The organism is Mucilaginibacter paludis DSM 18603 (assembly GCF_000166195.2).
In the GTDB taxonomy this organism is placed as follows: Bacteria; Bacteroidota; Bacteroidia; order Sphingobacteriales; family Sphingobacteriaceae; genus Mucilaginibacter; species Mucilaginibacter paludis.
The window spans coordinates 8042854-8067931 of record NZ_CM001403.1 but is presented as its reverse complement, the minus strand read 5'-3'; the positions used below and the strand labels follow the sequence as shown (position 1 = coordinate 8067931).

24 protein-coding genes are annotated in these 25078 nt (G+C 42.0%); 12 read left to right on the top strand and 12 right to left on the bottom strand.

Features of this window, described 5'->3' with window-relative positions:
- Nucleotides 1-193 precede the first annotated feature (193 nt).
- The 3 genes from MUCPA_RS34100 to MUCPA_RS34090 all read left to right on the top strand — a co-directional run bounded on the left by MUCPA_RS34100 (nucleotide 194) and on the right by MUCPA_RS34090 (nucleotide 4214).
- Complete coding sequence (locus MUCPA_RS34100; RefSeq protein ID WP_008513011.1) at nucleotides 194-2545, top strand: TonB-dependent receptor; 2352 nt, start codon at nucleotides 194-196, stop codon at nucleotides 2543-2545.
- Nucleotides 2545-3702, top strand: a complete 1158-nt coding sequence (locus tag MUCPA_RS34095; protein ID WP_008513010.1) for a PepSY-associated TM helix domain-containing protein — start codon at nucleotides 2545-2547, stop codon at nucleotides 3700-3702. Before MUCPA_RS34100 ends, MUCPA_RS34095 begins: the two co-directional genes overlap by 1 nt.
- Nucleotides 3703-3980: 278 nt before the next feature.
- A complete protein-coding gene (locus tag MUCPA_RS34090; protein WP_008513009.1) occupies nucleotides 3981-4214 on the top strand; it encodes a helix-turn-helix domain-containing protein in 234 nt (77 codons plus the stop codon).
- A gap of 440 nt (nucleotides 4215-4654) precedes the next feature.
- Here the strand turns inward: MUCPA_RS34090 and MUCPA_RS34085 are convergent, their stop codons facing one another.
- Together MUCPA_RS34085 and MUCPA_RS34080 are read right to left on the bottom strand one after the other, a co-directional pair.
- A complete protein-coding gene (locus MUCPA_RS34085; protein ID WP_008513008.1) occupies nucleotides 4655-5287 on the bottom strand; it encodes a TetR/AcrR family transcriptional regulator in 633 nt (210 codons plus the stop codon).
- Nucleotides 5288-5392: 105 nt separating this feature from the next.
- Nucleotides 5393-6673, bottom strand: a complete 1281-nt coding sequence (locus MUCPA_RS34080; protein WP_008513007.1) for an aminotransferase class I/II-fold pyridoxal phosphate-dependent enzyme — start codon at nucleotides 6671-6673, stop codon at nucleotides 5393-5395.
- A gap of 134 nt (nucleotides 6674-6807) precedes the next feature.
- Between MUCPA_RS34080 and MUCPA_RS38030 the strand changes: the two genes are divergently transcribed.
- Complete coding sequence (locus MUCPA_RS38030; protein WP_008513006.1) at nucleotides 6808-7041, top strand: hypothetical protein; 234 nt, start codon at nucleotides 6808-6810, stop codon at nucleotides 7039-7041.
- Nucleotides 7042-7505: 464 nt separating this feature from the next.
- Here MUCPA_RS38030 and MUCPA_RS34075 read toward each other — a convergent pair whose 3' ends face one another.
- The 10 genes from MUCPA_RS34075 to MUCPA_RS34030 all read right to left on the bottom strand — a co-directional run bounded on the left by MUCPA_RS34075 (nucleotide 7506) and on the right by MUCPA_RS34030 (nucleotide 19378).
- A complete protein-coding gene (locus MUCPA_RS34075) occupies nucleotides 7506-8732 on the bottom strand; it encodes a lipoprotein N-acyltransferase Lnb domain-containing protein (protein WP_083839403.1) in 1227 nt (408 codons plus the stop codon).
- Entirely contained in the window at nucleotides 8713-9672 is a 960-nt protein-coding gene (locus MUCPA_RS34070; RefSeq protein WP_008513004.1) for a diacylglycerol/lipid kinase family protein, read from the bottom strand. Before MUCPA_RS34070 ends, MUCPA_RS34075 begins: the two co-directional genes overlap by 20 nt.
- Before the next feature lie 5 nt (nucleotides 9673-9677).
- Nucleotides 9678-10685 carry a UbiA family prenyltransferase gene (locus MUCPA_RS34065; RefSeq protein WP_008513003.1) on the bottom strand — a complete coding sequence of 336 codons (1008 nt, stop codon included), beginning with the start codon at nucleotides 10683-10685 and terminating at the stop codon, nucleotides 9678-9680.
- A gap of 3 nt (nucleotides 10686-10688) precedes the next feature.
- On the bottom strand, nucleotides 10689-12452 hold the full coding sequence (locus tag MUCPA_RS34060; RefSeq protein ID WP_008513002.1) for a carbamoyltransferase family protein: 1764 nt from the start codon (nucleotides 12450-12452) through the stop codon (nucleotides 10689-10691).
- Nucleotides 12449-13453, bottom strand: coding sequence for a DUF3089 domain-containing protein (locus MUCPA_RS34055; RefSeq protein WP_008513001.1), 1005 nt, complete (start codon nucleotides 13451-13453; stop codon nucleotides 12449-12451). The genes MUCPA_RS34060 and MUCPA_RS34055 overlap by 4 nt, the downstream gene beginning before the upstream one ends.
- Nucleotides 13454-13463: 10 nt before the next feature.
- A complete protein-coding gene (locus MUCPA_RS34050) occupies nucleotides 13464-14753 on the bottom strand; it encodes an aminotransferase class I/II-fold pyridoxal phosphate-dependent enzyme (protein WP_008513000.1) in 1290 nt (429 codons plus the stop codon).
- 25 nt (nucleotides 14754-14778) lie between these two features.
- Nucleotides 14779-15819: a thiamine-phosphate kinase gene (locus tag MUCPA_RS34045; RefSeq protein WP_008512998.1), complete on the bottom strand. Its 1041-nt coding sequence runs from the start codon at nucleotides 15817-15819 to the stop codon at nucleotides 14779-14781.
- 577 nt (nucleotides 15820-16396) lie between these two features.
- On the bottom strand, nucleotides 16397-17071 hold the full coding sequence (locus MUCPA_RS34040; RefSeq protein ID WP_008512995.1) for a hypothetical protein: 675 nt from the start codon (nucleotides 17069-17071) through the stop codon (nucleotides 16397-16399).
- A gap of 82 nt (nucleotides 17072-17153) precedes the next feature.
- Nucleotides 17154-17714: a hypothetical protein gene (locus MUCPA_RS34035; protein ID WP_008512993.1), complete on the bottom strand. Its 561-nt coding sequence runs from the start codon at nucleotides 17712-17714 to the stop codon at nucleotides 17154-17156.
- Between the two features lie 38 nt (nucleotides 17715-17752).
- Complete coding sequence (locus MUCPA_RS34030) at nucleotides 17753-19378, bottom strand: hypothetical protein (protein ID WP_008512992.1); 1626 nt, start codon at nucleotides 19376-19378, stop codon at nucleotides 17753-17755.
- 229 nt (nucleotides 19379-19607) lie between these two features.
- Here MUCPA_RS34030 and MUCPA_RS34025 point away from each other — a divergent pair, with 229 nt between their 5' ends.
- The 8 genes from MUCPA_RS34025 (at nucleotide 19608) to MUCPA_RS33985 (ending at nucleotide 25031) form a co-directional block, all read left to right on the top strand.
- Nucleotides 19608-19925 carry a hypothetical protein gene (locus MUCPA_RS34025; RefSeq protein ID WP_040626806.1) on the top strand — a complete coding sequence of 106 codons (318 nt, stop codon included), beginning with the start codon at nucleotides 19608-19610 and terminating at the stop codon, nucleotides 19923-19925.
- Nucleotides 19926-20402: 477 nt separating this feature from the next.
- On the top strand, nucleotides 20403-21362 hold the full coding sequence (locus tag MUCPA_RS34015) for a hypothetical protein (RefSeq protein WP_008512986.1): 960 nt from the start codon (nucleotides 20403-20405) through the stop codon (nucleotides 21360-21362).
- Nucleotides 21363-21537: 175 nt separating this feature from the next.
- Nucleotides 21538-21942 carry a plasmid mobilization protein gene (locus MUCPA_RS34010; RefSeq protein WP_040626805.1) on the top strand — a complete coding sequence of 135 codons (405 nt, stop codon included), beginning with the start codon at nucleotides 21538-21540 and terminating at the stop codon, nucleotides 21940-21942.
- A 379-nt stretch (nucleotides 21943-22321) separates the two neighbouring features.
- Entirely contained in the window at nucleotides 22322-23434 is a 1113-nt protein-coding gene (locus MUCPA_RS34005; protein ID WP_008512983.1) for a relaxase/mobilization nuclease domain-containing protein, read from the top strand.
- A 19-nt stretch (nucleotides 23435-23453) separates the two neighbouring features.
- Complete coding sequence (locus tag MUCPA_RS34000) at nucleotides 23454-24098, top strand: ParA family protein (RefSeq protein ID WP_008512981.1); 645 nt, start codon at nucleotides 23454-23456, stop codon at nucleotides 24096-24098.
- Nucleotides 24099-24102: 4 nt separating this feature from the next.
- Nucleotides 24103-24438 carry a hypothetical protein gene (locus tag MUCPA_RS33995; protein ID WP_157544038.1) on the top strand — a complete coding sequence of 112 codons (336 nt, stop codon included), beginning with the start codon at nucleotides 24103-24105 and terminating at the stop codon, nucleotides 24436-24438.
- Nucleotides 24435-24743, top strand: a complete 309-nt coding sequence (locus MUCPA_RS33990; protein WP_008512977.1) for a hypothetical protein — start codon at nucleotides 24435-24437, stop codon at nucleotides 24741-24743. The genes MUCPA_RS33995 and MUCPA_RS33990 overlap by 4 nt, the downstream gene beginning before the upstream one ends.
- A complete protein-coding gene (locus MUCPA_RS33985; RefSeq protein WP_008512976.1) occupies nucleotides 24744-25031 on the top strand; it encodes a DUF4134 domain-containing protein in 288 nt (95 codons plus the stop codon). It begins immediately after the preceding gene.
- The last annotated feature ends 47 nt before the right edge of the window (nucleotides 25032-25078 follow it).

The window sequence follows — 25078 nt, the reverse complement described above, 5'->3', positions numbered from 1 at the left end:
GGGCCCAATAGGCGGAAGTCTTTTGTTTTTATTTGGAATTATTCTAAATAAGCATTTACTTTGCGACCGCACAATTTTAGTAAACGCCTATGCAATCAAAATAGTCCATAAAAAACCCGGTGATCCATCGCCAAACTTCACACCGGGCCAGTGTTAACAGATCCTTCAACCCATTAATCATTTGAACAAAACTATGAATTCTTCACTATGGAGTAAGAACATTTACTTTACTTTTCTTTTGGTGCTCGCTTCGGTCACCGCTTTCGCCCAAACCGGAACGATTAAAGGCACCATCAAAACTTCTGATGGTCAACCCGCCGCCGCTATTACCATCGGTTTATTGGGCACTACCAGAGGCACAATTACTGATGAACAAGGACATTACCAGTTAACGAAGATCAAGGCCGGAACCTATACCCTGAAATTAAGTGCAATCGGCTTGATCGGCTATGAACAGCCGGTCAAAGTTGTAGGCGGTCAAACGTTGGTTGTTAATCTTAGCCTGAAACAGGATGCAAGGCAGTTAGCGGATGTAGTGATCAGTGCTAACCACCGGCTAAAATTCGGTGATAAGACATCCGACATGGTGGCACGTATGCCGCTGGCCAACCTGGAAAATCCGCAAGTATATTCGGTGATCTCCAGCGAACTGCTGCGTGAACAAAACATCGTTGATTATAAAACCGCGATGCGAAATGCTTCAGGTACCTCTACTATTGCGCAAGCTGGAAACGGACGCTCCTATACGATGATGCGCGGTTTCATCACAGGTAACTGGATGCGCAACGGTTTAGCCGCTTATCAATTTTCGGCGATTGATCCCGCCAATATCGACCGAATTGAAGTGATCAAAGGCCCTTCGGGTACCTTATTCAGTTCTTCAGTAATCTCTTATGGTGGTTTGATCAACCGTGTCACCAAGAAACCTTTAGACACCGCATTTACCGAACTGTCTTACACGGGCGGTAGCTTTGGTTTAAACCGCGTCACCGCTGATGTGAACACGCCGTTAAGCAGCGATAAAAAGGTATTATTCCGCCTGAATGCGGCTGCCGATCATAGCGGCAATTTTCAGGATGCCGGCTTTGAGCATAATTACTTTATAGCACCGAGCCTCACCTATAAAGCCAGCAATAAACTGACTTTTAACTTTGAAGCGGAACTGTATCAGCGCCATACCGGCTCCATCAATGGTTTCAACCTGGCCGATAATACTTACTGGGCCGGAAAAAGCTATAAGGATATTCCGCTGGATTATAACCGCAGCTACCAGGGCAATGATATCGACACCAAGCTAACCAATTATAATATTTATCTACAGGCTAACTACCAGTTCAGTAAACAATGGAAATCCCAGACTCTTTTCACCTTGAACGGGGTTTACGCGCCTCATCAGATGTTTCTGGATAAATATATTTTAGATGATCACCAGATGATTCGCCAGGTTGGCTTGTTATCGGACAAGTACCACCAGACCGAAATCCAGCAAAATTTTACCGGAGACGTGCAGCTCGGCGGCATGCGTCACCGTTTGTTGTTAGGATTTGATTATACCGCTTACCGCCAGGACCCATATTACTACGTGTCAACTAATTTCGATGTGATCAACTATACACAGCCAGGCAACTTCTTTGTAAGCCGTTCGGCTTTTGATAAAGCGATAGACACGCTAAAGAGATCTCCATCGGATCAGAACACCTTTAATTCCGCCGTTTATTTCGCGGATGTGATCAATATTACCGACCGCCTGAATGTTTTGGCTTCGGTTCGGATCGATCATTACGATGATCACGGTTCTCATGACATTAATACAGACACTTATACCGGCGCTTTTAGCCAAACCAAGGCGTCACCTAAATTCGGTGCCGTTTACCAACTGATCAAAGGTACCTTATCTGCGTTTGCTAACTACCAGAACGGATTCAGCTATACCAATGCCAAAGCTGAGGATGGTAAGTTATTTAAGCCTGAACAAGCCTTTCAATATGAAGGCGGCTTCAAAATGGAGAGCGCGAATAATAAATGGTCGGCTACACTAAGCTACTATGACATCCTGGTGAAAGATAAATTACGTACCGATCCGGCTAACACGAACTTTTATTTACAGGATGCAACGCAAAGCAGCAAGGGACTGGAGGCGGAACTAGTAGCTAACCCGGTAAATGGCCTGAACATCCTGCTGGGCTATGGTTACAATATCAGTGAATTTACCAAGGCTGACGCCGACATCCAGGGCAAAAGGCCCTATGGCACTCCTAAGCATTTGATCAACGGCTGGGCCAGCTACGCGCTCCGTAGGGGGGCTTTAAAAGGCTTTGGCCTAGGTTTTGGCGGTAATTACTCGAGCAGTTCGTATGGCGATGATACGGATCTGGTGACCGTACCATCATACGTATTATTGAGCTCGACCGCTTTTTATGACCGCGGGAAATACCGTATCGGCTTAAAAGTGGATAATTTAACAAACGTGCAATATTGGGGGCCGTTCATGCAGCCGCAGCCTACCCGTTCTTATTCGTTAAACTTAAGCTATAAATTCTATTAATGGTTAAAAAGATAGCCGGCAAATTACACCTCTGGCTCGGCCTCGCGTCCGGGCTGGTGGTTTTTATTAGTTTATTTGGCGCAGCTGTATTTGTCTGGCAGACGGAATTGACGAACTGGCTGCACCGCGATCTGGTCTATGTATCGGCAATCGGACGGCAGGAGCTGCCCGTGGATATTTTGATCAGGAGTGCTAAACGGGTAGAACCTGGCCGGGACATTACCTACGTAGCGCGGGAACGTGATCCGCGTAAGTCGGTCGTATTTGACGTAGTCAAACTCAACCCGCACCCGTCCTGGTATTATCAATCGGCTTATTTAGTTAATGAACAGGTTTATGTGGACCGCTATACCGGTAAAGTGCTGGGCATTGTCGACAACCGGCGCGAACTGATCTGGGTCATGTATGCCCTGCACACTTCGTTGCAGCTGAAATACGAGGTCGGCCATTATATAGTTGGTACGGCGACGCTGATCCTGTTTGTTATGGCCCTGACCGGTATTGCGCTGTGGTGGCCTAAACATAAAGCGGCTTTAAAACAACGGCTTTGGTTCCGCTGGAAAAAGACCACACGCTGGCGGCGAAAGAATTATGATCTGCACAATATCGGCGGCATTTATACATGGATCTTTGTTTTGTTTTTTGCTGCTACCGGGCTCGTGTGGACCTTTAGCTGGTGGGAAAGCGGCATTTATCGTTTGCTGGGCGCGGACCCGAAAAAAATGTTTGTCGAACCAAGGGTAAAGCCCACCATTAAAAGTGCTTACACTTATGAAAGCTTGGTCCAAAATGCGGTAAAGCGAGTGCCGCATTGGGAAAGTATCGGTTTGAGTTTACCAGAGGGGGCCAGACCAGACAGCGCGCAGACGCTTTTCTGCGTGGTTCGTTACAATACCGGCTCAGGCTGGGATGAATGGGACGAATACTTGTACAATTCTCAGAACGGTCGTTTATACTATTCCCAGACCCAGGCGCAAAAGCAGTTGGGCGAGAAATGGCGGACGAGTAATTACGCCTTGCATACCGGGAGTATCTACGGCCTTCCTACTAAGATACTGGCTACTTTCATTGCCCTATTCTGTGCTTTCTTACCCATCTCGGGCTTCCTGATCTGGTTGGGCAGGCGGAGAAAAGCAACCCAAATGAGCCGGAAATGACCGTTGGATTACCGCGGATAATATATAAACACAACCTCATTCTGAAAACTATAAAATGACCGACCTCTTTATTCTGGAGTCCTTGATAAGGATTAGCGTATTTAAATAGGATAGAAAGGCTTTTATTGATTTTAAAGATTTTCGAAAATATGTAAGCAAAATGTACGAACGCTTGGGGCACGTACAAAAACAGGAATATATTGCCTATTTTCGTTATAAACATCACTTGCACATACCTTTTCAACAGTGAATAAGAATCATCTCAGTATATAAGATAAATGATTAGAGATTCTGATAAGATAACACTAAAACAATTGGGAGGCCGGATTAAAGTATTGCGGCTTGCCAAAAAGCTAACTTTTCGAAAAATGGCGCTGCGTTGTAATGTTGATTTTAGTGATATTCAGAAGATAGAAAGCGGGAAGGTCAATATCACCGTCATTACATTGATTGAACTGGCTAAGGCCTTGGAGGTTGAGCCGATGGAATTATTGAATTTTAATGAATCTTAAGGATGCTTACTGAAAAAGCTAAAAATTTATTTTCATTTCAAATGATCGATCGGGAGATTGATTTATCTTTCTGTATATCATTTATTTAAATGTATAATTACATGGATAGCACTTGACCGTTCCTGCCATTTATTTCCACCCGGGCTTTTGAGCACTCACTTGTTATTTTTGCTATGTGGAAGTGGGCGCGTCTTTTCAAAAAAGAACTATTATTACTCCTGCTCGATGGAGATTCTGATGAACGAGCCTCCCCTGAATCCGGGGCAAGCCGATGGACGAAAATGTAAATATGGTTTAAAAACTGCTCACGATCCCAAGTCAGCGGGTTGCCGATATCAAGGATATCTTTTGCAAATTCAAAAGTGGGCGCGAGGCTTAAAATAGATGATACTCATAGGTAGATAGTTTATTCGAAAAACTGTCTTGCAAGGTCAGAACGGTTAATTGCTATAGGCGTTCTTCAATATCAAACTGATCGCTTTTTTTATCCTTTCCATTCCTTCCGTTTTATTAAGGTCGATTTCACAAAAAGTGGTATCGGTTGATCTGGCGTGTAACACCAGGTAGTAAATACCTGCCACTAATAAAGCTGACACCGCGCGCAGGTCAATGTCTTTACCTTTTAATTCCTGATCGGACAGTGCAAAAAAATGTGTACTCAACAATTCCCTTTCCTCGCAGACCTCCTTCATAATCCTGGTACTTTGACTTATTTGCCATAAAACGATCTTTTGCATTTCTTCTTCGGTAGAAAAAAAATCAAGCTGGTTGATCAGCATAGCTTCCAAAATATCTTTAGTCCCTGATTGTTTTTTTTCCTTCATCAAATCTCCGGCATTACCAGGGGCTGCGACCCAATAGTCCTTGCTGCGGACGTAAGTCTCGATCAAACTGTCTACCGTGCCGAAATAAAAGGTGATCAGCCGCCTGCTCAAGCCCGCCTCTTTGGCGATATTGGTCGCGCTGAGGCCTGTGTATCCTTTGGTTTTGATAACTGTCCCAACAGCTTCGATAAGCTTTTGGGTAGAGCGATCCTTGTCATTAGATGGCCCCTGGTATCTTTTTTTTGTCATTATGTTTTTTTCGTGCCGACTAATTTATACATTTTTAATAACAGGGGCCATCGGGATCAGCCCACCGACAAAGGGAATGCGCTTTGTAGCAGTGATATTACATCACTAACTACTGATCTTCGTAATCCTTATCTTTTTATTGACATATTCAAATGCATTTAAAACGATGTCCAGGTGTTCACGGGTATGGGTTGCCATCAGGCTTGTCCTGATCCGGGCATCCTTACGGGATACACCGGGATAAACGATAGCGTTGGTATATACCCCGGCCTGTAACAGTAATCTCGCGACATCGCCCGTTTTATGCGCATCCCCGACTTTAATAGGTATGATAGGGGAGGCTGTGCTGCCAATGTCCAATTTCATATCCAGTAACCCTTTTTTATAATAAGCAATATTGTCGTCAAGTTTAGCGCGCCATTCCGGTTCTTCATCGATTAAATCGATGGCCACCAGTAAGCCTGCAGCTGCAGGAGTAGAAGTTGAAGAAAATACCTGCTGCCGGGATTGGAATTTAAGGTAATTGGCGACTTCCGGTTTAGCGATCACAAATCCGCCGATATGGCCGAATGCTTTGCTTAAAGTACCCGATATGATGTCTACTTTATCCAGCAAATTAAATAACTCGATCGTGCCACGTCCCGTTTCACCAAGAACCCCGATTCCGTGAGCATCGTCTACCATTAAAAAACCACCATATTTTTTAGTCAGGTCGTAAATTTCATCCATCCTGGCCAGGTCGCCGTCCTGTGAATAGACCCCATCGATCACCACTAAGCGCGTAAGATATTTTGATTGCGCTTCGGCCAAAGCTCTTTCCAGGTGAACAAGGCTGTTATGGGGAAATTTTTTGACGTTCGTCTCATACAAACCCTCATATACACTGGCATGAACCGCCATATCTACAATGGCGCAATCCTCCGCTTTCAGCATCGCCAATAAAGTCGAACTGTTAGCCGTATACCCGGTGGTATAAATAATAGATGATTCTTTAGGACGGTGAAAGAAAGCGGAAAGTTTATCCTCCAACGCTACGTGATATTCGTGATGGCCGCCGATCAGGGGCGAGGCCCCGGCCCCGGTTCCGTATTTTTCTATTCCTGCAATGGCCGCCGCTTTTACTTTGGGATGCCGTGTAAAATTTAAATAATCATTGGAAACCAGGCTGACACATTTTTCAGGCTCTTTCTGAAAAGGTGAACTTACCCACATTTCGGGGCCGCAACCATTGCTCGTTACAAAACGGTAGTTCATGTGTCCCTGTACTTCCATGTAATCCGTAAAATCCTTAAAAATCTCAGCCCGCTGAAATGCGTTTAAATCCGGTACCCGTTCGAAATCTTTAAAGGATGCTTTTTGAAAATCGATGTTGTGTTTTATTGTCATAAGGTGGATATGTAAATCTCAATAAAAGTATAAAAATTCCCCTTGTCGGGATAATTATTCGGTATGCCCAGGCCCAGTTTAATAAACCATCCACAAATTATTACCAGACCGGTACCTATGATTTTAATTCGGTTATGGGCTATTCTTCCCTTACATCAAATACATCTATCGTGAATAACATCAATTTGCCTATGTATACCAAGAAAGATGGTTCTTATCTTTACCAGGGAAGTTATCTTTCTGACAGGGACAGGGTATGGATTAATTACTTCAATCTTCCTTATGTAGCAAGATCAGATGTTTCTGCTGGGTTAGCACCAACAGTCTATAAGTCAAACAATACGGTAATGACGTACAAGAAAGGATAATCATGGAGATATGCGTTAACAAAAAATGCAGTGAATGTTACAAATAGAAAAGCGTTTGTCACAGCACAACAATAACTCCTAAGACAATTGCCGATGAACGATAAGTCTGGTTAGGGTAGTAAGTAGAGCGTAAGCTTCTGACACCTTTGCACCCCAAATCTTTTATCAGTAATTTTATTCGGAAACCAGAAATTATTCTAAAATCCTAATGGATTGCCATGTTATTTCAAATCACCTTCTACAAACTGCAACTATAATACAGACTATAATCAAACCAATGACAAGTAAAAACCAGATTCTTTTTGAAAAATAGCCTCGTAGGGTAGTGAAAATGTTTATCATAGTTTTAAGTGTTAGCTATAAATTGTATCGAGTTAAATCTCCTTCACTATATAATAAATAGAAAATCTTTGAGCTTACTGTTCTGGTACAATATTCAAAACATAGTATGAATAGGTTAGGCATTAATTAGGCAAATTCATATTTAACTTCTTTTGTTTAACTACCATATAATTGAACAAAAAAGCCAGGATTAAGGTCAGTACCGGTACCATCATTGTTAAATCGTCATTATTTAGGTTTAGCAAAGTAAATATCAATATGGCTACTATAAAAATCCACGATATAGAACGTCTGCTAATATTAAACACCAAAAGCAAATAAAACGGATGGCACCACAGCAGGTTGGAATTGTATTTTAATAGACCTATGCTGGAAAAAAAAGAAATGTAAATCAATGCAACACCAACGATACTGATCACAACGCATATAAACTGCTTAATGATAAGGTTTAGAAGCGATAGCCACTGATTATTACAAAATAAAGGAAGATTTAGCATAATCGCCAATACAAATAAACTTAATGATAATAGGAATAAGGTCGTGCTGGTTTTAAAGTCCGAGGAGGTTCTAAGCCGGTCTTCTTGTTGAGGTAATAACATCTCAGTTCTATTTACCATCTTCTGTCCGTCAACAATGGTGTTTTCTAAACGCCCTTTGAGACTATCAGGTAAAAATAAAGCAGTGCCTCTTGTACAAAGCGTATCGGCATCTTTACCGAGCAAAATGTTAATGCCAAATATTGGGTAACTGTTCTTTTCCAGGCAATTATTGATAAGATTCCGAATAGTGCCGCGCTTCTGTTGGTTGACAGTGTTAAGAGCTTTAGAAAATTCCTCCCCTTTAACCAGGAGTAAAATATCTACAAGTTTAGTGGTACAATTATTTTTGATGAAATCATAATAATAGTATTTATTTTGTGAATGAACCTGCTTTTCAAGTATGGAATAGATCATGTTTTTTTCTTGGCAAGACAGGTTGAGCGTTTGTTCTAATACTGACTGACCATCCAATTGATAGCTGTAAATAAATGACCGATAATCTGTATAAGACAAGTAATACAGCATTTTACCTCGTATAAAATTGACATAAAATAGCGGATCACTATCGTCAAACGTTCCGTAATTGTAGACTATATCGAGGTTCTGTAAAGGGTCTTTAACCCGGATTGCACTGTGTCCAAATAATGCGTAAAGATACTTACTTGTCTTACCGCAAGTCATGATACTAACTGATGATTTGTCTGTCAGTAAATGTTTTTTTGCCGAAGCGACGATAGGAATAAGGACAAAAAAAAGTAAAATAAAGTTCAATCTACATATCATGGACATTTTATTTATCATCCCATCCATGGCCGCAAACGCTGATTTGACGTGAATAAAGATCAAAAGAGATATCTTTCGCCATTATAACTTCGCCATCCGTTTCCAAATGGATAAAGTTCTCATGAATTATTTTCAGGCTCTCAACAAAATGAGACTCTCTCTTTGCCATGCCCTTTCCGTCACTTCGAATAAATCTTTCTTTTTCCATGTCTGACATTATTTTTAAGATGTCCAATATATCAGCATCTCGTATATAATTTAGCCCCAGCAAACGATCGTCTTGTTGAATATCTTGATTGTATTTGTATTCACCCGATACATAGGGGTTTTTAACTACGCTCAGATTATTGATTTTCACAGATCTTTGTTCATTGTTGTATTCCAATGTTATGAGTATTGGCCGGTGAGAGATCAGAGTTTTGATCGCTGTGTATTGAATTGCCGCTAAAATATATTTCCTTTTTAAAAAATTGAGTATTAGATCTCCTTGGTTAAAGGCATGATTGGCGTTCGCTAATAAGCCGATACTGGCATTATTAAGAAAGAATCTTTCCCTTGAAACACCTGAAGCATCAGTAAATTTAACTCGCCCAATATCATGCTTCCGGCTATTTTTAACACTGACTCTTAAGGGAACTTTATTGAGGAATTTGAAAGGTTTGAAAAAGTCATTGCTTGATCCTAATCCAATACCGCCGATAGTATATTTTTCAATGTTTTCTTTGTCAACTGAGATTAACGCATTCAAAAGAAAATTTAAACTCCCGTCTCCTCCGGCAGCAATAAATATTGCTGTTTTATTTTTCTTAATTAATTCAGCAATACAAGAGGCTAAATCAAAAGGGGGTGTGTACGTTATAATCTTAGGGTTGAACAAATTCGTGTCTCGTAATAATGGTTCTAACGAATTCCACTTTCCCTTTGCGACACCGTTGTTAGCCGATAAGTTTACAAATATTGCTACCATGATCGTTAAATTTGTTCTTTTTGGGGACGGGCATACATAACCAATTCAAATAAGAGGTAAAACCCTATTCCTCCTAACAGAAATAATTGATCTGGTTGGAAAGCGACAACAACACTGATATGCCATAGAATAAAACTACGTACGGTTGAACCTATGGCTATAGCTGAGTTTTTTTCGACCTTCTCTTTGATTAACAAGCCTTGTATTATTCCTCCGAAAGCTATGACCGAGGCTATTACAGCTATTAGCAAAGACGGCCATTTCAAAATATGGGTGGTTATTAAAAAATAAGTGGCAATAGAACTGATAATGGCATTAACAATTCCGACAAGCAGACTATTATTCCATCCATAAGCTACAGGAAAGGTCAGGTATCCAGTTTCCCTGTCTGCGGATATGTCTTTTAAATAACCGATAATGACAAAATTGAAATAAGAGAAAAAAGTCAACACACAAAGTATCAAAAGTGGTTTATTAACCCAAATGGCGCTAAAGCCCAAATTGGGGTTTGAGCATAGATAGCCAATTACGGGAAGTAGCATTACTATCCATGAATTCCAAATAGGGCCAGACCACCAAAAAGTTTTTTTAAAATATGTATAGGAAAGTAAACCTAAGCCCGAGGCAGTAATTAGAAGCAAATTATGGTAATTGTGTAAGGTTAATATCCCTCCAATAGTCAACAGGCCAAGAATACTTGTTATTAAAGTTTGCTTTACCGTAATTAAACCCTTCACAAGAGGTCTGTAAGGCGAAGAAATGGTATCTGTATCAATCTGAAAACAATCTGTCAATGCTTGTCCAAACCCATATCCGCAAAAAAAAGCGAATGAACAAAAAATATAACTTATTACAGAAAGATGCCCTGGTGAAATAGCTAAGCCTGCCATCCCTGCAATGCCGGATATAAATAGCAAATATGGGCGCATATGGATTAAATATGATTTCAAAAAGCCTGTGCTTAATGAGCGATAGTTTTGTCCGATATGTTTTGGTTGATTTATTGTCGCCATAGCTTATTTTGATATTACATAATCATTAATCACCAATACATCTAATCCTGAATTATAAAACACATTCAAGGCATCTTGGAAAGAATTAATAATCGGTTTTCCCATCACGTTAAAACTGGTATTTAAAATAATTGGAACTCCGGTTAATTGATTAAAACAATCAATTAAAGCATGGAACGTAGGATTTAGGTCCTTACTTACAGATTGTAATCGACCTGTCTGGTCAACATGGACAACAGCAGGGATTTTTGACAATACTTCATCTTTAAATTTCAAAGTCCGCTCCATATAGGGGCTATCCTGGTAATCTTCAAAATAATTATTACCATACTCCGCTAATATCGATGGAGCGAAAGGACGAAATTCTTCACGAAATTTTATGCGGGAGTTTATAACGTCTTTCATGTCCACCTTCCTGGGGTCGGCCAGTATAGAGCGATTACCTAATGCTCTAGGCCCAAATTCTGCTCTGCCCTGCGACCAACCAATAAGTTTGCCCTGGGCTAGCAATTTTGCCGTCACCATATGTACCATACCTGGATATTTTTCTACTCGCTTGTTACCAGAAAACTTTATGTAGTTTTCTACCTCCTGATCGTTAATCTGGTTACCCAAATAGGGAGATAGTTTATTAGTTCTAACCATTTTCATATCAGGTCTATCTCGTTTCAACGATAAATAAGCAGCTCCGATAGCTGTACCGTCGTCTCCAGGAGCAGAGGGTATATATAATTCCTTAAAATTTGTTTCGCAGATTATTTTACCATTGAATGCGGAATTCAATGCACAGCCGCCGCTAAGCGCAAGATTTTCACTATATCCCTTTTTATACAGATTATTAAGTAACTCAATCATATATTCTGAAAATAATAGCTGTCCTGTATAGGCCAAATTTGCTTTTTTCGCAAAAACAGATTCTTTTGAGCCGTTTAAGTCCTCGTTTATTACTCCTATTACTTTTAAAATTAAATTGGGATTGTTTTTAAATTTAACATTGCAGTCTTTTATACTGATAAGGGAGTTTAGCAATTTATAATAAGTGTCATCTTTTTTACCGTACGGTGCTAAGCCCATCACCTTCCACTCTTCACCGGCTATGGGATTAAATTCGCACAATAAAGTAATTAACGTATAAAAAAAACCTAAGCTTTCCGAGCCTTTATGATGACCTTTGAGCTCTAATTGGTTATCAGCGTATTTAAAATACGAAACTGAACCCTTCTCTCCAATTCCATCAACAACCAGGCAAGTGGCATTATCGAACGTGGACGAAAATGCCGAATACGCAGCGTGGGTTTCGTGGTGATTAAACCTGTAACGTTTAATAGAATTATTGTTAAAACTCCATCTTAATGTTCTTTCCAAATTAGCTCCTGTTTGAATATTGCTGGCGAACTGTTTATTGAGGAACCAAACCAGATTTTCGTTGGGCAACATAGATTTGTATGCTGTATGAATTGTTTTTCTAATAATCGCTGTAGGGGAGAAATTATAGAAGCCTAAATTATAGAATAGCTTTAACGAATTAACATAATTTTGGCTCCACGTGGTCGATATGTGAAATTCCGCTTCTGCAGCATTTGGACAATAATTTCTAATTTGATTTTCGATCCAAATTTCGGTATCAGCAGGCGATCCCATTGCTCTTTTATTTTGCAAATATCGTTCAGTACTCTCTGCAAAAATAACTGTGCCGTCTCTATCCAGAATTGCTATCGCCGGATCATGGAAAGTTGACGCTAACCCAATGTAATACTTATCTTTCATGGTTTATTTTTATAAAAGTTTATAATACGCTCTTTAACATTCATTCGAATATTGAAGAAAAAAAGATGGAAGTCGACTAAAACATAATCCTTTACTTTTAGAAAAGGGTATCCGAACCCTGGATAGGAAATATTTAAAAAACCGTTGTTTACGTATGCTTTTAGATTGGAAACTCTTTTTAGGTTTAGATAATATGTCTTACCTCCTTGATACTTGTCAGTATTAGTGACATTTTCGGACTTCCACGTCAGAGGACTAACGCAAAAGCTATTTAGGTATTCACTTTTAAAATATCTGGGACATCCCCCGTCCCCGAAAGTACTCCAACTGATAAAGCAACTAAAATCAGTCGCTTCATTCGAAGGTGGAATATTTGCAAAGGCATTAATTGGAACCGGCATTCCTACCAAGTAGGCACAAACCAAATTTTTCAGCAAAGGAACATTATTGTCAAAATACTCTTTAATTAATCTAATCAAGAGTGCTGTACCTTGACTATGTCCAACCAGAATGATGTCTCGTCCATTTTGATGATGGGTTAAATAATATTCAAACGCATCTTTGATGTCTGAATAGGCCAAGTCTAATGCTTGTTGCCCATTTCCACTGTCGTCATAAAAAGAGTACAGTGTCGCCTGCCTGTACTTAGGGGCAAAGACTCTTCCAAGGCCGTTAAAAATGGAGGCTTGAGATTTTACAGCGTATCGCCAAGTGATAAAATTCAATAGTTTATTCCTGATTGTAGCATTCCAACTTGTTTTTTGAAGGTATGTAGTCCTATGTAAATAAAATATATCAACATTAAATTCAACGGCATCATCACACAGTGGCATTTGATTGATAAACCAACTTGTTTGGTTACTATAATCAATTTTAGAAATAGGGTTGACAGAGAAATTCCTTCTTGGTTTGATAAAGGGTAATAAATCAATCAAACCAAAGGGCGCTTGATGTGATAAAATAAAAAGGACGACAATAATCAATATTATTAATATATACATGATTCTCAATTTATTGTTCTTGCTGCCAAACCTGTTCTACTACTTCTACAAGCCGATCAATTTGCTTATAGGTATGAGTTGCCATTAGGCTTATCCTAAAACGCTGTTCATGTTTTGGAACCGCAGGGTATTCAATTGAGTTAATGAATATTCCATTTTTATGAAAAATATGTGCAGCTTTTCGAATGTCCATGTTAGCAGGAACACGCAATGCAATTATGGCCGCCTTGGGGTCGGTTACAAGGCCGAATTTTCTGAGTTTTTCTTTTGCATAACCGACATTCTCTATTAACCTGATACGCAAGTCTGGCTGGGCTTCTATTACTTCCAAACAAGCTAAAACCGTTGCTACAACGGGAATAGATAAAGAAGCGGAGAACATGTAAGATCTGGCAAAATACCTCAGATATTCCACCAAATCCTTTGATCCGGCAACAAAGCCGCCTGTTACTGCAAAAGCTTTGCTAAAAGTCCCCATTGTGATATCAACACAAGATGCTGTTTCAAACATACCGGCTGAACCAGAGCCCCCATCACCTAAAACTAAAGTGGCATGTGCATCATCTAAAATTGTAATAGCATTATATCGTCGGGCTATTTTAACAATTTCATCAAGTGGGCACATATCTCCATCCATAGAATAAACGCCTTCAACCGCAACAAATTGGTTTAGACGATCAGATGTTTTACGCAGAATAGTCTCAAGATCAACAGTATTATTATGCTTAAAAGCATAACTGGGCACTTGGGCCAGTTTGATTCCATCGTAAAGAGACGCATGGCTGTATTCGTCATAAATGAAGGCATCGTTTTTATCGGAGCATAAACCGCTCACTAAGCCGACGTTTGCGTTGTATCCTGAAGAGAAAAGCATTACACTTTCTTTCTTTTTCAAAACGGCTAGTTTGTTCTCCAATTCAGCATGTAATTGAGTATAGCCATTTAATAATGGAGGACCTCCAATACCAATGCCGTATTTATTAATTGCTTTTTTTACTTTTTCAACTACAAGAGGATGATTTGCCAGCCCTAAATAATTATTTGAGCCGAACATAATCATCTTCCTTATCGTATTATCATATTTGTCAATTACTTCTACTTCAGTTCCTGCCGGAGATATTATCATTCTTCGATATTGATTTCCTTGCACGGAATCAAGCATTTTTAAAAAACCTGAAAAATAATCCAGCTTCTCAGTATATGATAAGCGCCTGTTTTTAAGTAGGATATCTTTTAAATCAAGATTTTCCCCTCCTGAATATCTATTATTGATATCCTCCAATTCTCTTTGTTTTTCCATAAGGAAGTGTGATAAGTAGGTCTATTTAGTTTAAACATTCAAAAATTCGGGCAAGTTCATTTACATATAAATCGAAGCCCGTGTGAATCAAATTCCTATGTAAGGTTTTGATTTTTTCACAGTCAATGTTAAAATCATTGTTTCCGGATTTTATACTAATTGTATTTTCTTTTTTTACTCTACCTATAATTTGGGGTTTAAATGAAATCGATTCAGATTCCTTTAAAAATATATCGATGTCGTTACTTCTTATTGTAAATAACAGCTCGTATTCACCCACTATTCCAGCTAACATGAGCCACGGATGAATCTTTCTGACTATGCAATATTCTAATATAAAGTCAGGTATAACCGATTCAATAATATCTGTATTCAAATTGGCACCGATGTCATTTAGCTCGGCAATGGTCATCAACGCGGCTACAAATCCGTCACTCGTATCAATACAACTCGATGCAAACCTGGAAATCAAATTGGCACTTTTACAGTTCGGTTTAGGCTTAAAAGCATCGCAAGCCTGGCCTGTAATCTTTAATAAAGCATGAAAGTTCCCTATACCTAAAGGGCCGGATACAATAATATAGTCGCCTTCATTACACCCCTTCCTGGTTAAGATTTTTTGTTTATCTGCGATGATACCAATTGCTGTAGCACCAAATGCTCCCTTTTCAGAAAAATTGGTATCTCCCCCTAAAACGGAGACTGCGTAGACATCGCAAGCTTCAGCTATTCCCTTTTGTACAGCGTCAATATATTCTTGGCTGGAATTTGAGGGGAACGTCTCATTAAGAAGTATAAAAAGCGGTTTAGAGCCAACGGCTAACAGGTCACTGATATTAATTGTCACTACCATCCAACCAATTAGATAAGGGTCATCATAAATTCCAAATTCAATTTCTTCTTGAATTATGTCAGTTGTTGCAGCTAAAATAGTTTCGCAATTTGGCAACCGGAAGATTTCTGCATCTGACTCATTTACTTTATTTAGCTGTAATGGACTCTTAACAAAATATTTAGTTAGCATTTCATTAAATTGTATCTCCGATGACTGAATATATCCTGACATATTTGACTCTTTAGATTTATCAAAAAATTAATTTTAGAAAAATAGAAAACCACTACACAAACTTTGAAATCGGGATAGCTAGTTAAATGCTAATCCGTTATTTCAAATTTAAATTTTCCCAGTTATGGGAAAATTAACATGGTATTAATTTTTGAATCAATCTGTGATTTTTATAAATATTTGTTAATAATATTTATTGCAATGTCGACTCTATCGTGCTTAGAAAATTATAAAATCCTAGGGGGGATATTGTTCATATAGGCTGCATTTAACCCAGATAAATACTTCAAGATTAAAGAAAAGCACTTCGAATTTTAGCCCGGTTTAATGGCTGTGATTATAGTTATAACGGGCTGGGGATTGGAGCGGCAATTTCTTTTTGAAGTCAACTGAAACAAGCTTTAACAGAAGAAACGCAGTTGATGTGAATGGAAACTAAGAATAAATTATTTTGGACATAGTGCCGTACATGGCTGACAATCGGGGTTTTCATCAACAGTATCTGGGTTTTTAATAATCATGGAGATATACGCTAACCAAAAAAATGCTTTGAATGTTACAAATAGTAAAGCGTTCGTCATAACACAACAATAACCCCTAAGACGATTGCCGATGAACTATAAGTCTGGTTAGGGTAGTAAGTAGAGCGTAAGCTTCTGACACCTTTGCCAAAGTCTGTACTGTCCCAACCGATCAATAAACCTATGCTTTGCGAGTCTATATCACGCTCGAGTACAAGTCGGGGCGACCAGGCCATACCTAACCCGGCATTTGCGCTTTGCTTATCATAGTTAATGGTATTGCCCGCAGCATCCTGCCCTTGAACGATTCCCAAGCCGTAATAATTACCTGCTTTAAGTTTAACAGCCACTGAAAATGTCCAATCTCCGTCCGGGTTAAAGCACCATGACGGGGTGATCCCTATGCCGGTAAAGACAGTTGTACCATATAGACTCTTAAGCGGTTTTAAGGCATCTTTAGGGTCTTTTGACCCTGCTAAAGTAAATGGGCAGTCGTAAAGTTCAAAAAAACCGCTGAAACCGGTACTTAAATGTGCATTTTTTAATATATAGGTTCTGTACCCCAGGTCGATAGCTGTTGAAAGCGTAGCTGAGCCGTCGTCTTTTTGGGAGAGTCCATAGTATGGCCACATCGTAGACAACCCGATGGTAAACCCATTATTCTGGGCAACAGCGGCTTGATGAAGGGTAATATTGAATAAGAAGAGAAAACTAAGCAGGGTAATACGCATATTCAAGTTCGTCCTTTATATCATATTTTTAGTACGGTGCTTTGTTGATTAGTCCTAAGAACATAGGGAAATCATACCGGGTTTATTTAAATACATACCCGATTTTGAATCCACCGCCAGGCCCAACATACCAAGAATTTTCTGCTGGGTAATAGTTAACTGGGACACCAAGCTGGACTTCCATACTGAAATGCGTACCTAAATTACGCTGTATGCCCCATCCTGGCATTACCGAAAGGGCATCACTAAATGTATAACCCGCAGATTGACTAAGGGGTTTAAATGTATAGCCTGTACGCAGGAACCAAAAATTTGAGGCATTATGATTAATGTCCTTATGTTTGGCAATTCTTTCTTTGAAATGATAATAGTGCCGTCCTTCTATTGATATGAGTGGGGAAAAGGCGTAGCGGTAATCGTTTCCGAAATCACTGGAATAACGGTATGAAATGCCATATTGTGCGCCTGCTTCAAAATACAAGGTATTAGTCTGACTGACTTTGGCTTCATAGCTGAACGATCCCCCGATCACTTCAGCATTAATTTTAAGCTGTTTCGCTTTTAAATAAGATGTGGTATCCTGGGCGAACAAGCCTGTTGAAATTAAAAAAGGGATGCAAAATAATAATAATTTTTTTTTCATGTGATATAGGGTCAATTACATTAAGGAGCGGTATAATGTTATTCCTTTTTTACAGCAATACCTTTCCACTCGCCGTTTAATTTACCAACGGCATAGACACCGCCGCTAACTAATTCAATCTTTTTAGCTGGTTTAAAGATGAATACTTTATTCGATCCGGTCGAAGAAAATCCTACTATAGCAGTGTTAAAGGTAAACGTTTTTGACATAACGCCATTTCCGGCAGAACTGTTGTGTACCTGAACATCTCCGTCAATCATGATCTTGTCATTATTGATAAAAGCCAGTTTTGTTGGAGCAGCGGTATAACCAATTTGCTTTTTGATTATTTTAAAGAGATTATCAATCTCGCTGTTTTTCTGTTGGTTTAAAAATGCGTTTACATCGAAGCTAAGGTCATTTAATTTCGTTCCATAACCAGCTGGCAGGAATGGAAATGCGGTATTTGCATCCAATACATCGCTCACCCTCAGTGTCGTGTATTCGCCACCCAAATTGATTTTTATAGAATGCGCAAGCATTTTACCCGCAACTGTAAAAGGGTCTTGTGGTGGAGTCGTCCCGGGCATTGTAAATGCAGGGATGTCGAGCTTAAATACCAAAGGTGTCCAACCCAACCGCATTTCGTCTTTATTGTCTACAGGCCCCCATACGTTAAAGAATAAAAAGGTGTTTTTTTTCTGAATAACCGCCCTTACACCCAGGGACGCGTATACAAGCCAGTTTTTAGACGAAAAATTGACTTTAAGCCTCCGGTCGGAACTGTTTCGATAGTAGTTGTAATGAGGGTCGCCGAAGATATTTTCCAATAAGGCACCCCAAAAGCCTTTTTTCGATTCGAATGGATAAATGTCCATACTGGAAAAAGGGTCATTGCTATTTACTGGGGTTGGCGTCGGAACGTTGCACGAGCCGGGGACCTGTGGATAACATGGCCTGGCGCTGTTAACTACAACAGCCGCTCCGGTGCTATTGTAAGTAATTCCGCTTAATGTTCGATTTGTCCTGATAACGCCATATGTGTCAGTTAGATAAATATCATCATTGACTTTATAATTCCCAGCATCCTGATCAACCGTTTGTAGAGAGCTTCGGAATTGTGGGAGTAACATGCCTCCGGCATCAAGCATGGCGTTTAACTGTGCAACCGCAGATGGTACTGTAGCAAATGTTCCGTTTGGTGTAATTTTATAAACAGTGTTTTCTACTTGAATTTCTCCGCTTGCGTTCACAACCTGGTTAAACAGTGGATCATCAATCAAGCTGTCCTGATCCATCTCCGGGGTGCCGTTACCTGGACGAACGGGGCGCCCGGCAGCGGACCGTGCATTTAAATTATTACTGTTAGCTACAGTGGACACCCAGTCCGAATAAGAAACAAAATTGGGGTGGGCGATGGCATTAACCGTATTCTTGATTACTGCATTTGTGGTATCGTTCAATGCTTCCTGCATCAAATTTTGAAACGCGTCTGTCGTGGCAAAAGTTAACCTTCCGTCCTGGACCGAAATGTCGGATATTGACATACTGGATAACCGGGCAGTGGAAAGTTTCTGAAATGCAGGGTCGGTGGGTGATGAACTGTTTTGTAGTGAATTTTCTTTTTTACAAGAACAGATAAGCGCAAACATGCACAACGATAAAATTGATAATCGTTTCTTCATGAAGGTTTAGATTTAAGGTAGATAGTTTAACTTTTTGTTGGCTTAGCTTTTTTCACCATATCAATAACATAGCTTTTGCTAAACGAACCAAATATAATGTTAAAATTCCCAATTGTGGGAATTTTAACATTAATTAAATATTATCATTTACTCGGGTGAGACTACCTGGTACTTATTTATACACCTTAATCTTTTGCTGTTAACATATTGATAATCTATTATTTAAATAATGATGGCAAATAAATCGTTAGTGCCCCCTGTAGTGCCTCTTGAAATAAAAATCCCACGTCCAGCAACCTTTGTACTGTCATCACGAGGCTATGAAACCAGACGAACTGATCGGATTGTTTACAGCGGCTGCGGTCGCCTGCTCCCTGAAACGCTCAGCAGGTCGGAAGCCTATCGGCGCTACGGCCGCACCTGTGTGGACCGCTGGATCGCCGAAGGGCTAATCACCCCTCATGGTACAAAAATCAGCCGTGCTGTACTGGGGGCCGTAAGTGCCGCCAGCAACCGGCTGACCTACCTGCCGGTGGCAGAAAGGTAACGAACGTTATTTGACATCTGGGGACGAAACATTATCCGCTTGAAAAGCGGAAATCGGGAGAAGGTAAGCGTAAAACCGCAACAAGCTGAGAAACCCGGGCAGGCTGAGAGGCCCGTATTGTAGAATACGACGTGAGTATGTCCCAAATTTGTCTTGAGGGGGCCCTGGTGGCCCCCTTTTTTATTGCATCAACTATGGAAATCCCTCTGACCACCTTACAACTGCGGACCATTGTCCGTGAGGCCGCCGAGCTCGGGGCTATTATCGCACTGGTACGTACCGGAAAGTTGCCGTCTTACCTCAACGCGAGGCCTACCGGCGCTATGGCCGCCGCACCATCGAGCAATTGCTGGCCAAAGGCGAGCTGGGCATACGCAGCGACGGCAATCACAGCGCTGCCTGGCGTATCGACCGGATAGAAATAGAGGCTATCGTCAGAGGCCTGGAAATCTGGCGCCAACTATAATTCAAATTTTGATGGAAACGACAAAGAACCCTGCGGTTATCCGCGAACAGGTATCGATCACCGCATTGCTTGCCCGGCTTGGCTACCAGCCCGCCCACAAATCCGGAACGGAATCAGTCTATCGCAGCGTACTTCGCCAGGATGGAAAAAAACCGTCTTTATGTGTAAACGACACCCTCGGCGTATGGTATGACAAAGGCACCGGTAAGGGCGGCAACGTAATCGATTTTGGCTTAGCCTTCTGGCCGGGCCTTGCCACCCGGGAAGTATACGGTAAGCTATCCGAAGTCATGCAGCAGGCAGTGCCGTCCGTTGCTGCAACTGTAAAACAATCCGGAAAAAGACGCCGGATAACTTTGAAACTGCCTTATTTCCGGATTGACAAAATCTGTGACCTTGGACAAACCCCGGCAATTCAGCAATTCCTGGAGCGGCGAGGAATCTGGGAAGAAGCACAGGGAATACTCCAGGAAGTTCACTACCGCAGGGTACATAAACACGAAGAACCCGCCATCTATTGTGCCGCGGGACATTGCAATGAATCGGGTGGCTGGCAGGTGCGTAACAAATATTTCAAAGGATGCCTTGGGACCAAAGGGCTTACCCTGCTACCCGGAGACAATCGCCGATTATGTGTATTCAAGGGAATTTTCGACTACCTGAGCTGGAAACACGACCATCCCGAAAGCACCGACAGTGCATTGATGGTTAATAGATATACGCTGCTGCCTGCCGCCATCAAGGTGGCCATGCGGTATCCAACGCTTGCCGTGTATTTTGACCATAGCCCGGAAGGGTACCAATCACTGCGCCAGTTTATCACGGAATTGCCATATGCCACCGACGGCACATCAGCTTTCAGCGGGCATCACGACTATAATGAAAAGAGGCGCACAGAAGTGCGCGCCGCCACTGAGGCTCAAAAGCCAAAAGACTTGTTCAAAAATATAGAGGTCCCCTTTGAGCGATAAATGGTCCTTTTTATCCAAATGGTGCCATTTTAATAAGGTAAGGACCCTCTTGTTTTTTACCCTGCAAGATGTCTTTTTGTCCGACGGAAACCCCTTTGGGTTTTCCAGTCTCCCAAAAAGAATCTTGCCCGGCTTATGCCGGGGGAAGAAATTTCGCAACTCAATTTCTTTATTTATGACCAGGAACAAAGGCGGTAGGCCGCCAGTGGGTGACAGCAAACGATCCTTTAAGATCGATGTGCGCTTTACCGAGGCAGAGTACCGTCAGATAGAAGAGTTGGAAAAGCAACTGGGGTTGAAGAAAACCGAACTGGTCAGACGGAAATTGCTGCATGAGGGTAAAGGATTAGCCGTAAACGGCGGGGAACTCATGAACCGCCTGGATGTGATCAGCCTTGAACTCTCCCGAAGCGGAAATAATATCAACCAGCTGGCCCGCTATGCCAACCGTCTTCAAAAACGAGGCCTTTTATCGCCGCCGGTTATTGATGAATACACTCGTCTGCTCCGTCGTCATGAAAGTGAGCAGATGGAACTGGCTTTGTTATTCCGGAAACTCATCCGGACACTGATACCCTGATCTGCTGTTACCCGGATCCGCTGTTGTGCCGTTGATCGGCTATACAGCTATATCGGTATTTTGTTAGGCTGCAGTATTGTTCGCCTGTTTACCTGTTCTATCGTTCGCCTGCTTTGCTGCTCCATTGCTGATCGGTTGTAGTGTTACATGATTAGGTTGTTTCATTGATCTTTTGATATCAGGTTATCTCGTTCAATAGTTAGCCTGTTAGTTTGGCCGGTTGTTACAGTGATCACTTGCTTGAATGATCGGCTGTTGGGTTGTTCGCCGGATACAGTGATCTTATGGTCTATGGCTACTTTGTTACGAAGCTTCGCCGATAGCCTTTTACTGGGCTCGCTTGTGCTATTGCTATCCAGCTCCTCGGTTCTTCTGTTCTATGATCGTTAAAATCTTCCGTGCCAGCACATCCTTTAAAGCCATTACCTACAATTTCGACAAGATTGCCAAAGGACAGGCTACCCTGATGAAGGTATCTGGCTTCGGCGCATTGCGACAACTGAACGAAGTAAGGCCCGAAGATTATAGGAATTACCTGGAAGCGCAATCGGGTCTGAACCGAAATGTCCGGCTTCCGCAATTTCATGCCATGATCTCGGCGCCGGACAGCTCCTTTGACAGTGACAAGCTGGCGAAACTCGCCGGTCAATGGCTCGACGTGATGGGATACCGGGATCAGCCTTACATCCTGGTACATCACCGGGATACCGATCAATCGCATGTGCATATGGTAAGTACGCGAGTAAGCCGCGAGGGCAAAAAGATAGACAGCGCATTTGAACACCGCCGCGCCATAGCCGGCCTGAACCGGCTCCTGCAAAAAGACGAAGCCCACCAGGCACAGATAGATGCCGGTAAAGCGTTGCAGTACCGGTTTTCTACCAAAGCGCAGGTATTGCTTTTGCTGGAAAGGATGGGTTACCGTATCGCTGAAAAGGACGGCCAGCTTTTACTCCATAAATTCGGCCGTCAGCTATTTGTGATCAGCGGCCAGCGCCTGGAAGAACGTCTTGCAGCCTATGTGCCCGACAAACAACGTGCCGGGCAATTAAAGGCGATTTTTCGTAAATGCCAGGCCGTTTATAATGCTGTACCCGAACGGGCATCGGTGAAACTTTCCGGCGGCAGAACGGTACCGGCAGATGCCTATCGTTCTGATCTCGGTGACTTCCTGAAGGGAAAATTCGGCATCGACCTGATCTTTCACGCTTCGGGCGACAAGCCGCCTTATGGATATACCATCATTGATCACACACAGCAGCGCGTGTTTAAAGGTAGCGAGGTACTGAAACTTGCAGATCTGATTATTCAGGGAAGCACAGTCATCAGAGCTGATCATTCAACAGAAAACACAGAAGATGCAGCCGTTACGAACGCAGCCGCTACGCAGCTGACTTACTTCAGGCCTTATTTGACAAACGACGTGGACGACCAGCAGATTCATGGACCACGCAGGCGCAGGCAGAAAAAAGCGCGCACCAACACCCGTTAATTTTTAAATCTAAAATTTTATGAACATTTTGATCGGCAACCAAAAAGGCGGGTGCGGAAAGAGCACGGTTGCGCTTTTACTCGCCAACTACCTGACCATGGTTAAACACCAGAAGGTAACCCTCATCGATATGGACTATCAGCAGTCTATCGCCCAAAAGTTTGAAAAGGCGAAAGTACTGGAAAACAAGCCGCCCTACGATGTGGTCGCGGCACAACTGGCGCACTACCCGGTATTACAGAGCGCTATCATGCAATCCCCCAACGAAGTGGTAATGATAGACCTACCTGGCAAGCTGGACGATGATGGGCTATTACCGATCTTCGGTTCGGCAGATCTGTTAATTTGTCCGTTCTCCTACGATGAGTTCAGTTTTGACTCCACCGTCCTTTTCGCTATCGTACTGCGCAAGATCAACCCGGAGATCCCGATCATTTTTATTCCGAACCGGGTAAAAGCCAACGTCCGGTACGAAACGATGCAGGAAGTAAACAAGCAACTGTCTAAGCTTGGCGCTATGGCCGCTATGATCCCGGACAGGATCGATTTTCAGCGGGTTACCACTTTCATGACCCCGTTGCCGGTTATCCCAATTGTTATCCCTGTATTCGACCAGGTCTATGCGGTCATTTCGAAGAAATTATCGGTGAATGCCACCACTTAAAGCGATGACAAAGATCACCTCACTCGCAGACGAGATCCGCAACCGTATCGCCCAGCCACCTGCCGAAACAAAGGAAGAACCCAAAGCTCCCAGGGTTAAAAAGCCCAAAACCGAAGAAGCGGAGCTATTGCGGTTGATCCGGGAATACGACAACACGAACCACAAGAGCCTCGTCCATGTACGGTTCGATGAAAAAACGGTGCAGACACTCAACCATTTTAAAATGGCGACGGGTGTCGATGTTACCCGCCTGGTGGCCTTCGCCGTCAAACAGCTATTCGAGGGAAACCCCGAACTCAAAGCGATCATTAAACAATTTATTCAAAACATGACCTTATGACCTGGATCAAATTCATTTCCTGGTTAACCGGACTGTACGTGTTCTATTATGTACTCAACATTGCATGGGACCTGCTGCGCAGTAAACAGACTGGTGATAAAGAAACCGGGCCGGAACTGCATTTTGAGGAAGCCGTAGCGCCAAGGCTCGTTGCCCCGGCAGCAACGGACGACAAAAGCCCGGCACCGCCAAAGAAAGGCACTACAGAGGTTGCAGCCTCAGCATACGGCGGCGTCCCTGTTAGAGATCTCTTTCAGCTGGCCAGATTAGAGCTGATAGCTTACAACCAGTCGGTTACTTTTTAAATGAAAAAGCTGCTGGCATTTGTCCTGCTTTTACCGGCAGCGGCTTTTGCCCAACCCGGTATCACCGAAATGCAGGAGGCCCGTTCGGACCTCACACAATCGTTCTTTTCGGCGCGTGATCTTTCGCTCGTCGTGGCCGCCATCCTGGGCATCATTGGTGCATTGCGTATCTACCACAACCTACAGATGGGCCGCGAGCGCTTCACGGCCGAAGTGTCTGCCTGGTTCTTTTCCGCCCTGTTTATGGTTTTACTCGGCGCGTTCCTCCAGGCGGTTTTCGGTATCTAAAACCAGCTTTTTTATATGTCAGCCGCACGACCGCTTAAAGCCGGCTT